The 13,427-nt window shown below is 46.4% G+C and carries 3 protein-coding genes; all 3 read left to right on the top strand.

Features of this window, described 5'->3' with window-relative positions; all coding sequences use genetic code 11:
* The first annotated feature begins 70 nt into the window (after nucleotides 1–70).
* From ACUUHJ_RS15920 to ACUUHJ_RS15910, 3 genes are read left to right on the top strand one after another with little or no spacing between them, the layout of a single operon-like run.
* Nucleotides 71–727: an HAD family hydrolase gene (locus ACUUHJ_RS15920; RefSeq protein ID WP_472299318.1), complete on the top strand. Its 657-nt coding sequence runs from the start codon at nucleotides 71–73 to the stop codon at nucleotides 725–727.
* Nucleotides 728–748: 21 nt separating this feature from the next.
* Nucleotides 749–5,092 (top strand): type I polyketide synthase, encoded by a 4,344-nt coding sequence (locus ACUUHJ_RS15915; protein WP_472301202.1) that lies wholly within the window; start codon nucleotides 749–751, stop codon nucleotides 5,090–5,092.
* Nucleotides 5,085–13,358: an amino acid adenylation domain-containing protein gene (locus tag ACUUHJ_RS15910; protein ID WP_472299317.1), complete on the top strand. Its 8,274-nt coding sequence runs from the start codon at nucleotides 5,085–5,087 to the stop codon at nucleotides 13,356–13,358. Before ACUUHJ_RS15915 ends, ACUUHJ_RS15910 begins: the two co-directional genes overlap by 8 nt.
* Nucleotides 13,359–13,427: the final 69 nt, after the last annotated feature.

Here is a 13,427-nt window from a genome sequence, read left to right as displayed (position 1 = left end):
GAAATCGGGGCGCCTCGCGCTCCGGGTGACTCCTCCTGCTTTGGACATTTGAAGGGTAAAGGAGAAGGGTATGCAAAAAAGTGTCGTGTTTGACTTCGATGGAGTGATTATTGATTCGCTAGAAGTACAGCGTAAGGCATTCTTTGATAGCTTTCAGCTCGTTTCCGATGGTCCGCTTCCCTCTTTTGAGGAGTTTCTGGGACACAGTGGGGATTCCATTCCCAACATTTTCAGTAAAATGAACCTGCCACTTAGCATGGTTGAACATTATCGGAGAATAGCCAGCTCCAATATCCACCTGATTGAGATTGTGGAGGGGATGGAGGAGATTTTGCGCTTCATCCAAAACGAAGGATGGAAATGCGGATTATGTACAGGAAAAGATCGCAAGCGAACCATCCACATCCTGAAAGAATTCGAGCTGATTGATTATTTTGACACAGTAGTCTGTTCGGATGATGTAACCCATCCGAAGCCACATCCGGAAAGCCTTCTGCTCGCCATCGAGCAACTGCACTCCAATGTTGATCACTCTGTATTTGTTGGAGACGGAAAAAACGATCTCATCTGTGCCAGAGAGGCGCAAGTCAAAAGCATTGCGGTCGCATGGGGCCATAATTCAGTAGAAGTGCTCCAACAAGAATCGCCTAGCTATTTTGCCTATAGCGTCGATGAACTCAGACATGCGTTGCAAACCCTTTTTCATCATCCAAGAGTTTCATTATGAAAAGCGGGAGTGATGTGAGTGATGGATGAAGATGTAATCCATTCAAAAATTGCCATCATTGGCATGGCCTGCCGTGTTCCCGATGCCGACACCCCTTTGGCTTTTTGGCGAAATATCGTCAACGGTGTGGAATCCATCAAGACGTTTACAGATGAGGAGTTAAGGGATGCAGGTATTCCGGTCAATCTCCTCAACGACCCTCAGTATGTAAAGAGGGGAGCTATCCTCAAAGATACAGAGTATTTCGATGCAGGCTTTTTCCGTTATTCCGAAAAGGATGCAGAGATTACCGACCCGCAGCACCGTGTCTTTCTCGAATGTGCCTGGGAGGCGCTAGAAGATGCTAGCTGTGTGCAGGACATAGAGCAGCAAGTGGTAGGAGTTTACGCCAGCTCTTGTATCAGCAGCTATTTTTTACGTCTTTATTCAGATCCGGAACTTGTGCAAAGACTGGGGCACGTGCAAATCGGCATTGGCAATGAAAAAGATTTTTTGGCATCCAAAGTTTCGTTTAAATTGGGTTTGCGTGGGCCTTCCGTCAACGTGCAAACGGCATGCTCCTCCTCCTTGGTCGCAGTCCATTTAGCTAGTCAAAGTCTATTGAATGGCGAGTGTGACATTGCATTGGCAGGGGGCGTGACGATCCGAAGTGAGCAAACAGGAGGGTATGTCTTCCAAAAAGAAGGCATGGTCTCCCCAGATGGTCATTGTCGTGTCTTTGATACAGATTCCGCAGGCACTGTTTTTGGAAATGGGATCGGGATTGTTGTTTTGAAGCGCTTGGCGGATGCCATTCGTGATCGCGACAACATACAGGCTGTCATCTGCGGTACTGCCGTCAATAATGACGGAGATGAAAAGATTGGGTATACTGCGCCGAGTCCAATCGGACAAGCGCAAGTCATTCATGAGGCGCTGACGGTTGCCAACGTTTCTCCACGAGAAATCAGTTACATTGAAACGCATGGAACTGGGACTGAACTGGGTGACGCAGTTGAAATAAAGGCGCTTAAAGAAGTATTTCAAGCAGAAGCAACCCAGCCACAATTTTGCGCCATCGGGTCTGTCAAACCCAATATCGGCCACTTGGATACCGCAGCAGGCATCATTGGCTTGATCAAAACGACTCTTGCCTTGAAGCATCAAGTGATTCCGCCTTGCATTAACCATGAGCAGCCGAATCCCAAGCTGTCATTCGAGCAAAGTCCGTTTTATGTGAACACAAAGCCTCGTTTATGGAAAGAAGTGAGCCATTCCCCAAAGGGAGGCGTTAGTTCTTTTGGAATTGGAGGGACAAATGCCCACGTAATTTTGGAAGAGGCTCCTTCCTTTCTTTCAGATGCTTCTTTTAGGCAGCAGCATCTCTTATTGTTTTCAGCTAAAACGGAGAAGGCATTAGAGAATACTTGCAAGAAAATGGCGCAATTTTTCCGTGAGCATCCCCGACTTCCCCTTGCGGATGTGTCCTATTCATTGCAAACGGGGCGTGTTCATTTTCCTTATCGAAAAATGGTGGTTTGCTCTTCAGTCGCAGAAGCTGTTCACTCGCTTGAAACAGGAAGGGGCGACGTATCCAAAAGGGAAAAAGAAGAGCTGCGTACTGCGCTTCTGTTTTCGCCGCAAAGTCAAGCGATTCTCAAAATTGGGTACGAGCTGTACCGGACTGAAAAGGGATTTGCCCGTATCATTGATGGCTATCTCCATGCCTGGACAACATCAGGAACAGTTGATGTACCCAGCATCGAGAGCATCTTGAAGGGTAGTGGGCTTGATCATTATGAGGACAAGCTGGACTCTATGTATGTGGAAATGAGTCAGTTCATTTACCAAAGTGCATTGGCTGACTTTATGGTTTCTCTCGGAATCAAACCCCATGTAGCGATTGCGGAGGGGACAGGCATATTCTCCGCTGTCTATCACGCGAAGTTATTATCCATGAATGATCTGGTTAGAATCATTGTTCTAAAACACAAGTGGCTTCATTCTGCAAAGGAACAACAAAGCCGGATGGAAGAAGAACTCGCTTTTGTATTACGGACGATGAGAGTAGGGAGGAATGATCTGGAGGTTATATCCAGCGGATCTCCCATCACGAGCGAGCTGATTCGTGACACAGATTTTTGGTTGCACAACATGCAAAAACTCTCTGTTACATCCTCAACGGAGAACTACCTCATGGAGAGGGACATTCACCTTCTAATTGAGATGGGGATGAAGCATCGGGATTGGTCTGAATGCGAACCTCCACCTGTCATCCAATTGTTGCGTTCGCAAGAAATGACGGAATCGACAGAATGGTATTTTTATAACAGTCTAGGGGAGATATGGAAGCGAGGGGGCTCATTTCATTGGAAAGAACTGTATTCTGGCGAGAACAGAAACCGCCTGTCCCTCCCCACCTATGCCTTTGACAGAGACAAGTATTGGTTTGAGAAGAAAGATCGAGCGAAACAACAACATGCCATTCGCAAAAATGAGCTGGAGAATTGGTTGTATCGTCCCGTATGGAAACAGCTCAACGTATCGGGCCGTACACGTATGGACGAACAGTCTGATTCCTATTTAATCTTTACTGATACTAGCGGAATAGGAGAAGGAGTTAAGCAAGCCCTGTTAGCAAAAGGAAAACGGGTGTGCACCGTAAAGGCTGGCCGTACATTTTCCAAGCTGGCCCCACATGAGTACGAGATTCATCCGGAAGAGACCGAGCAGTATCTCACGTTGTTACGAGAAGTTTTTCAACCGGGACAGGTCTGGAAAATCGTTCACATGTGGAGTCTTTTAGATGAGCCCTCGTTCTTTGAAAAGGATGTCTCCCAGCATGTAAAGACGCCTACTTTTTACAGCTTATTGCATATGGGCAAATCTTTTGGGATGCTTGATCCCCAGCAGCCGATTCAGTTATTTGTTATCGCATCTGCGTCTCAGTCCATTATTGGGAACGAAGCTTTGTCGCCGTATTACGCTACTGCCTTCGGAGCTGTCCAGGTTATTCCACAAGAATTTGGAAATGTCCATTCTGCATATTTGGAAATTTCGGCGGAAGAGTTCCAGAAGCAGAAACAGATCGGCATGAAATTGCTCGTTGAGGAGCTGGTCAAACAAGACCCGGAAAAAATGATGGCCATCCGTTACCGTCACAAATGGGTACGAACGTACGAACCCATTCGCTTTGATCTGCCCGTTGCTTCCGATCGTAAAGCTAGAGGAGTTCATCTAGTTTTAGGAGGTTTGGGCGGGATTGGATTGACAGCAGCAAGCGCGCTGGCTCATCAGGGCCCAGCTACAATTATTTTGACTGGACGCTCACAGTTCCCTCGGGAAGAACAATGGCAGGAGTATCTGGCCAACTCTCCTGATAGCGATCCTACCCATCAGAAAATTCGCGAAGTCATGCAACTGAAAGCACTGGGCGCACAGGTTCATCTGTATCAGGTAGATGTAAGCGATGAAGCACAAATGAAGGCCCTATTGGAAGAGATCGACGAGAGGTTTGAACGGATTGACGGTGTTATCTTCTCAGCGGGCAGAGTCGTAAGCGATTTCTTCCAGCACTCGATTGCCCATATCAATCGGAACATGTGTGAAGCAGAGTTTTCTGTGAAAATAAGGGGTATCCTCATTCTTGAAAAGCTCATTAGAGATAGGGAGATTGCGTATTGCATGGTGAACTCTTCGCTCTCTTCGATTCTCGGTGGAATTGGACTGGTTGCCTATACGGCGGCCAACCAATTCATGGATAGTTTTGTCCAAAAGATGAATCAAGAGCAGAGTCAAACCAGATGGATGTCCGTCGGCTGGGATGCTTGGAACTTCTCGGTTTCTGATTCAGGCAATCGTACAGCTGCGAGTGAACGCATGGAACAACTGATCACTCCCGCAGAAGGTAGACAAATTTTTGCTTATTTGTTCTCTCTCATCCATCAAGAAGAGCATGTCATTGTTTCCACAACAGACCTGGAGCCAAGGCTCGCCCTCTGGGTCAACCGGCTCCGATACAAAGGGGAAGGGCTTAAGAATAAAGGGCGGAAAGAGTTGTCCATGGAGATGTTGCTGCAAGAAACGATTCAAGATTACATTGGGAATACGAAAATGGGCCTGGACGACAATTTCTTTGATGCAGGAATCACTTCGATGGATATTGTGGGGATCAATGATATCCTCCAGAAGAACATGGATAAGCCCGTTCTGATTTCTTCATGGTTTGAATATCCGACCATTCGCAAGCTGGCAGGATATTTGACAGGGCAAGACAAGGGAATGGAAGCAAATGATCACGGCTTTGATCGCTCCGAGATAGTCCATAAAGGGATCGATAAATTAAAAATGCTGCGAAAAAAGGGGAAGGAGGTTCGAAATGGCTGAGACTCGAAACTTCAACGGCTTGGAAATCGCCGTGATCGGCTTATCCTGCCGCTTTCCGGGAGCAAACAATCGCCAGCAATTCTGGAATAACATCAAGGATGGATTGGACTCTGTTACGTTTTTTACCGATGAGGAGCTCAAAGCAGAAGGAGTACCGCCTGAACTCATTCAGAACAAAAACTATGTAAAAGCCGGCGCGATCATCGATCAGTTTGAATATTTCGACGAGCGTTTTTTTGGATATAGCCCCAAAGATGCCCTGGTCATGGACCCGCAGGTTCGGCTGTTTCACGAGGTTGCCTGGGAAGCTATGGAAGACGCCGGTTATATTCCTGACAGTTATTCCGGATTAATCGGCGTTTTTGCAGGGGCATCGAGCAATTATAACTGGAATGCCAGAGTTTATTCCTATGAAGGAGAGCATCGCGATCTCTTCTCCGAAATCCAATTGAGCAACAAAGATTTTCTCGCCTCACGAATTTCCTACAAATTCAATTTAAAAGGACCCAGCTTGACACTAACGACCGCTTGCTCCACGTCGTTAACTGCCATTCATACTGCCTGCCGCAGTTTACTTAGTGGCGAATGTGACATGGCGCTCGCTGGGGGCATTTCCATTTTGATTCCGAATAAAAGCGGATATCTGTATGAAGAAGGGCTCTTTCTATCGAAAGACGGACGAATTCGTGCCTTTGACGAAAAGGCATCAGGCATCTTGTTTGGAAACGGGATCGGGGTGGTCGTGTTAAAGCCGCTAGAAAATGCACTGGCGGATAAAGACCATATTTGGGCCATTATCAAGGGAAGCGCCATCAACAACGATGGAAACCGTAAAGCGGGATATATGGCGCCAAGTGTTGAGGGACAGAGAGAAGTCATTCAAAGCGCATTGCAACTCTCCGATGTAGAGCCGGAGAGCATCTCGTACATTGAAACCCATGGGACCGGGACACAACTGGGTGATTCCATCGAGTTTACAGCGCTAAAACAAGTTTTTCCTGATCGGCAAACCAAATGTGTCTTGGGCTCGGTCAAAAACAATATTGGCCATCTGGATGCAGCATCGGGTGTGGCGGGCTTCATGAAGACCGTACTCGCTCTGAAACACCGCCAGATCCCTCCCATGATCCATTTTTCGAAGAGCAATCCGATTTTGGAAATGGAGAAAAGTCCGTTCACAATCAACACAAAGTTGAGTGAGTGGAGCGATGGGCCATTTCCGTTACGGGCAGGGATTAGCTCGTTTGGCGTTGGGGGGCAAAATGCGCATTTGGTTTTGGAGGAAGCCCCTGAGGCCGACGAGTCGGTGAAGGATGAGCAGCAGCCTCACCTTATTTTACTGTCCGCCCAAAACAGCGAATCGCTGGAAAAAATGGCCGAAAACCTGGCGAAGCATGTGGAGGAACATCCCCAGACAAGGTTGCGTGATATTGCCTATACATTGCAAATGGGGCGAAAATCCTTTGAATATCGCAAGCCAATCGTTTGCCAAAGCAGCGCGGAGCTGATCCGTGCTTTGAAAGATAAAAATCCCCATCAATCACAGACTTACCGGGCAGATGGACAGCCTGAACAAATCGTGTTTATGTTCTCCGGTCAAGGATCCCAATACGTCAGCATGGGACAAGAACTCTATGCAAAGGAGGAGATTTTCCGGAAGCACCTCGATCATTGTTTCGCTATCCTACAACGATACTCGGAGGTCGATTATCGATCCCTTCTGTTTCCAAAAGATAATGATCGGGATCAAGCTAGGGAAGCGATAGCCAGTTTGGATCATGGACAAGTCATTCTGTTTGCTTTTGAATACGCATTAGCCCGGTTATTGATGGAATGGGGAATACAACCAGATGTTGTGATCGGGTACAGTTTGGGCGAATATATCGCGGCGACGATTGCGGGGCTGTTTAGCCTAGAACAGGCGATTCAACTGGTTGTCAAACGTGGGCAGTTATTTCAGCTACTGCCGGATGGATTGATGCTCAGTATTCCGCTTTCGGTAGAGGAAGTGACTCCTTTCTTGTCTGAATCGCTGGAAATTGCGATTGATAACCAAGTGTCTTGCGTAGTTGGCGGACCCAAACATTTGGTATTGGACCTAGAAGAGAAGCTGAAACAAAACAAATGGATCTGCACACCTCTTCCTTTTCCGAAAGTGATTCATACCTCACGGGTCGAATCGATATTGGATGATTACCAGACGGCCTTTCAACCAGTTGCGTATCAGCAGATGCAGATTCCGTTTATCTCTAGTGTAACAGGAGACTGGGCAGGGCAAGAAGATCTGGGCACCAGCGAATATTGGATCAATCAGCTAAAAGATACGGTGCGGTTTACGAAGGCAATCCAGCTTCTAGCGGATCAACGTGCTGTTTTTATCGAAATCGGGCCGGGGCATGATTTGAGTGCTTTGGCAAAACGTACGTTGGGCTCAGATCCAGCTCCAAAAATACTGAACCTCATCCCGTTTGCAAACAGCAAAGTCTCGGAGCACCATCATTTATACAAGCGACTCGGCAAGCTGTGGCAATACGGGGTGACCATAGATTGGAACCAATTGAATCCACAGGGAACACGAATCCCATTGCCTACTTATCCATTTATGCGAAAGAAATTCTGGTTGGAAGGTACGGCGCTTCAAGCCAATGCTACAAATCAATCGAAACAGTTGGTTAGGAAAAACATCGAGGATTGGTATTACGTTCCGTCATGGAAGCGGCACACACCTATCCTTTCTTCTAAAAGCAATGTTCACAAAGAAAAGCGGCGATTGATTTTTGCCGAACAATCCCTGATCAGTAAGCTTTTGACGCAAAAAATAAAACAGTTGAGCGAACAATGTATCGTTGTTTATAAAAGCGAGCATCGACAGAAAATGAATGACAACGAATTTGCGATCAATCCGAGCAATGACGAGGATTATGGCTGGCTCTTTCAAGAATTGAAAGCGTGTTCGTTCACGCCAGATGAGACCATTCATATGTGGAGCTTGCTGCTTGAACAGGAAGAGGGCTTCACGCTATCCAATTTTGATACGTCTCTCGATAACGGGTACTATAGTTTGCTTGCCATTGCCAAGGAATTCGGCTTGCATTTCTATGAGCAATCGATGGAGTTGAAAGTCATATCAAATGGGGTCTGTGAGGTTACTGGCTTTGATGGGAAAGAACCGCAAAAGTCTATCATACTGGGACCAATCAAAGTAATTCCGCTTGAATACCCGGCGATTCGATGCAGCTTCTTTGATATTGACATCACACCGAGGTCCATGGATATGGACAAAGCTCTCGATTCATTCCTCCTGCCATTTCTTTCGCAAGATTGGAACGGTGTGGTTGCCTATCAAAACAAGTATTTTTGGCTGCCAGCATATGATGCCATCTCCACTCATGCCCAGGACGGCATAGAGCTGAAGCAAGGCGGCAAGTATTTAATAACAGGCGGTTTGGGCGGGATTGGCCTTGCCGTTGCCAAATTTTTGGCGCAAAAAGCGCAAGCGACCCTGATATTAGTGGGAAGGTCTGCATTTCCTCCGAAGGAAACATGGCAGGAGTGGCTTTCGGAACACCAGGCCGATGATGGGGTGAGCCGAACAATTCGCCAGTTATTGGAGATCGAGCGAGTTGGTGGGAACATTCACGTCATGAATGCTGATATCAGTGACAAGAGCCAAGTTCAAGAACTAATGAAAAAAGTTGATAGTCTACCTGGAGAACTGACAGGAGTGATCCATGCAGCAGGTGTGCCAGATGGGGAAATGATACAACGCTGCACACGAGAAAATGCTAAGAAGATGTTAGCAGCAAAGGTAGAAGGTACTTACTTTCTTTATGAGACTCTTCGCGAAAGGCCACTAGATTTTTTTATCCTGTTTTCATCACTGAGTGCATACATTCCCGCAATCGGGCAGGCGGGTTACTGCGCAGCAAACTCTTTCCTGGACTCATTTGCAATTTATTGCCATGGAAATAAAAGTAAATTACCTGTTCTGTCAATCAATTGGGAGAGATGGAGAGGGACCGGGATGGCCCGGCAAATTGAAGAGAAGCATAGGCAATTGACTGGTGAGGAGCTAGAGAATGCCATAACAGAAGAAGAAGGCCTGCACATCTTTTCCCGGATAGGCACGATTCAGCTTCCGCAGGTTGTCATTTCTGCCTATGACTTGAATGAACTCACGACCCGGTATCATGATGCGAAAATTCACCTTATTTCAGAGGAAATCGCCTTTGATTACCCTCAGCCTTGTAACACGGAGACGTATGAACGGCCTGATTTGACAACTGAATATACCGCTCCGCAAAACGAACGGGAACGAAAGATCACAGAGGTATGGGAAGCACAGTTTGGCGTGAGACCAATCGGGGTTCACGACAGTTTGTTTGAATTGGGTGGAGACTCCATTATGGCTCTCTCCATTCTGGGAAAAATCCAAAAGCTGTTCAACGAGCGCATTCCCATGGCGTATTTTCTTAACCATCCTACTGTTGGCGGCATTTCCGCCTATCTGCAACAAACCAATCCAAGTAGGGAGGGCGGGATACACTCTGTAGCGCGAAAGGACTACTATCCGCTGACATCGGTTCAAAAGCGAGTCTATTTCTTGCAAAAGATGCATCTTTTCACGACAGTATACAACAATCCCGGCGTGTATCAATTAGAGGGGGACATCGATCCGAACAGTATTGAGCAAATCTTTCAAAAGCTCATCGAACGTCATGAAATTTTCCGAACCTCCTTTGGCTTCGTAGGGCAAGAGGTAGTTCAGACTGTTCATGAAACCATTCCATTCACCATCGAGGAGCTGGTCCTGCCCGAGGAAGGAATGGATGCGGCAATCTCTGGGTTTATTCGGCCGTTTGAACCGGAAAAAGCGCCCCTTATTCGGATTGGCTATGAGCGAAATAAAAAGATGCTGCTCATAGATATGCATCATTTGATTTCAGACGAGATGTCCTATCAATTGTTGATCAGAGATTTCCTGTCTTTCTTTAAAGGTGAAGATTTGCCAGTTCTACCTGTGCAGTACAAGGATTACGCTGAATGGCAATCTTCGATGAAAGTAAGCCCTGCATTCGACAGACAGAAACAGTATTGGCTGGATCAATTCGCGAATGGTGAGCATGAGAATAAGCTCCAGTTGCCGACGGATTTCAAGCCGCCTCTCATTCAAAGTTTTGACGGGGACTTCATTCAGTTTCACATCGATGAACAAACAACAGAACGCTTCAAGCGTATGGTGAAAAAAGAAGCCGTTACAGTAAATATGGGTCTGCTGGCTCTTTATGCTGCTCTCCTATCCAAACTGTGCCAGCAAGAAATAGTAATCGTTGGAACACCTGTGTCTGGAAGGAAACAGACGGAGCTAGAGAACCTCATCGGACCCTTTGTTGATACGGTTGCCCTAAAACTATGCGTCGATCCAGCTACCTCCTTTTCAAAATTGCTGCAAGTCGTCAAGCAAACGATCTCTTCTGCATTGGATCATCAGGATTATCCATTTGAAGAGCTAATTAACAGCTTGGACATTCAGCGAGATTTGAGTAGGAACCCTTTATTTGAAACCATGTTCAGTTTTCGGGATGTCTACGACAAGACAGATCAGATCGGTGGAGTGAAGGAAATCACTTCGCTTTACAAGCATAAAACAGCCATGTTCAGCATTCGCTTTTCCGCTTGGGAGGAAGGTTCACAAATAGGTTGTGAGATTGAATATTCCACGAACCTGTTTGCAAGAAAAACGATGGAGCGTATGGCTCGTTATTTTGAAGATTTGATGAAACATGTTATAGACGAGCCATCAATAGCTTTGTCAGAAGTACAGATGGTGCCCGAGAACGAAAAACAGCAAGTGCTCGTAGGTTTTAACCAAACTCGACGTCAAGTAGACCCTGGGCAAAACGTCGTGTCGTTGTTTGAGAGCCAGGTTGAAAAAAATCCAGAAAAAATAGCGATAACCATAGGTACATCATCTTTAAGTTACCGAGAATTGCAACATGCGGCAAACAGGTTGGCTCGTTATTTGCAAAAAAAGGGAGGAATGCGGGGAAAACCAGTGGGAATATACATCGAGCGCTCATTGGAGATGGCCATCGCTATGATGGCTGTGTTGAAAGCGGGAGGCTCGTATGTTCCGATCGATGCCAGCATTCCTCTTCAGCGTCTGCAACAGATCAAAGAAGAAGCTGGATTAGACGTGATCATTTCCACCAGCGATTTGTTGGCAGACACCAAGCTCTATTTCCAAAGCACGGTGCTTCTAGATCAGGAGTGGGACGAAGTTTTGCAGGAGTCGTCTACTCCATTGAACATTACTGTCGAACCGTCACAGACGGCTTATATCATCTTTACATCCGGTTCCACAGGCAAGCCAAAAGGGGTCATGGTTCCGCATCGTGCATTAAGCAATTTTCTGCTATCCATGTCGAGAGAACCAGGCATGACAGCGGAGGATAAGCTTCTATCGGTAACAACCTTTTCCTTTGATATTTTTGGGCTGGAACTGTTCTTACCGCTCATTACCGGAGCAACGGTAATACTCGCAACCAAAACGGAAATGGGCGACGGCAACCAGTTAAGGTTATTACTCGAAACACACGGAATCACAGTAATGCAGGCGACACCAGCCACGTGGAAAATGATGATCATGTCGGGATGGTCAGGCAGTCCGCAATTGAAGGCTCTATGTGGCGGAGAAAGCCTGCCAACAGATTTGGCCCGGGAAATGCTCGAGAGGGTTGGATCTTTCTGGAATATGTATGGACCAACGGAAACCACAATATGGTCGACTGTTTCCGAGATTACAAATGCGGAACAGCAGACGATTGGCAAGCCCATTGACAATACGCAAATCTATATTTTAGACAGCTTCAATAAGCCCGTTCCATTGGGAGTATACGGGGAAATGTATATAGGCGGCATGGGTGTGGCCTCCGGGTATGTGAACAATCCGACGCTAACGGCTGAGAGGTTTGTAGCCAATCCATTCGATAGCGACCTGCACCCTAAGATGTACAGAACGGGAGACATCGCTCGGTTTTTGGCGGATGGCACTATTCAATGTGCGGGCAGGGTCGACGATCAGGTGAAGATCCGAGGTTTTCGCGTTGAGCTGTCCGAGATAAAAGCAATTATTTCCTCGTATCCAGGGATTCAGGACAATGTCGTGGTGCTAGATACGATAGTGGAAAGTGCCGGGAAATCCGGCGGGGTTGATGACAGGTGCTTAACAAGCTACCTGGTACTAGGGACAGATAAGGCTGTCAGTTTTGGTGAGCTGAAAGGGTTTTTGCTGGAGCGTTTGCCAGCTTATATGGTCCCGCAGCAATTTTTCGTCATTGAGAAAATCCCGTTGAACAGCAACCAAAAAATAGACAGGAAAAAGCTGAAATCCCTGCAACAAATCCAACTCGTCAGTTCCAATCCATTTAAACAGCCGACTACCGAAGTGGAAGAACAGCTTACTTCCATTTGGAAAGAGCTATTGCACTTGGAGAGAATCAGCACCGCAGATTCCTACTTCGATTTAGGTGGGACATCGCTTAGCGTTGTACTGATGCAGGAAAAAGTAAAAGAAGTTTTCGAGCTGCAAATCCATGTGGCGGATATTTTTACACATCCGACTATTGAAAAATTGGCTGCCTATATCGAGATGAGAATCTCAGCATCGCAAGGTGAGGAAATGCGTGGAGTGAAACTGCCCGTCAATTACTTCTTGTCAACAAATGATCGAGGTGAAAACCTTCCGTTGGCGTTGGAATTGGCCTCAACCACCGCACAGGGCTTATTCCAAATTTCCCGGTTCCATGAGATGCGGGTCGAGGAAGTCATGCTCTCTCTGCTTTTTTATTTGTTGAAACAAGTGTCAAATGAAGATTGCATTTCTATTCATCTGTTGAACAAGCATGAGCAGGTCCAGACAGTGACAATTGATTTTTCCAACATGACCGATTTTGACTCACTTTTCCTGACGGTCAAGGAAAGCATCAAAAACGATAATCGTCTGAATGTACTTGCAGATCCTTACCACATGGGACGGAAACAAGATAAAACCTTGTATTTCCTATATCCGTTAACCCCTTCTGTTCCTAGCAGAGCTTTGTCTTCATTTAATGCGATATGGAGATGGGAAGTGAACAATCAGGAAAGAATCAAGGTTTATCTGGACTACGACAGCTTGCAATTTAAAGCCACAGAATTGAAAAAATTGGTGCAAGGCTTTGCCCATTTGGCGAAGCAATTGGTTTCAAATGTTGTTAATACGTAACAGTGTTAGCCAAGTTGGGCACGTTCTCTTAAAAGCGTGCCCAGTATAACGTAACCATAAAGGGAGGAA

The organism is Brevibacillus schisleri (assembly GCF_055685845.1).
The sequence above is the reverse complement of the archived record's forward strand: the minus strand, read 5'-3'. Positions and strand labels throughout refer to the sequence as shown.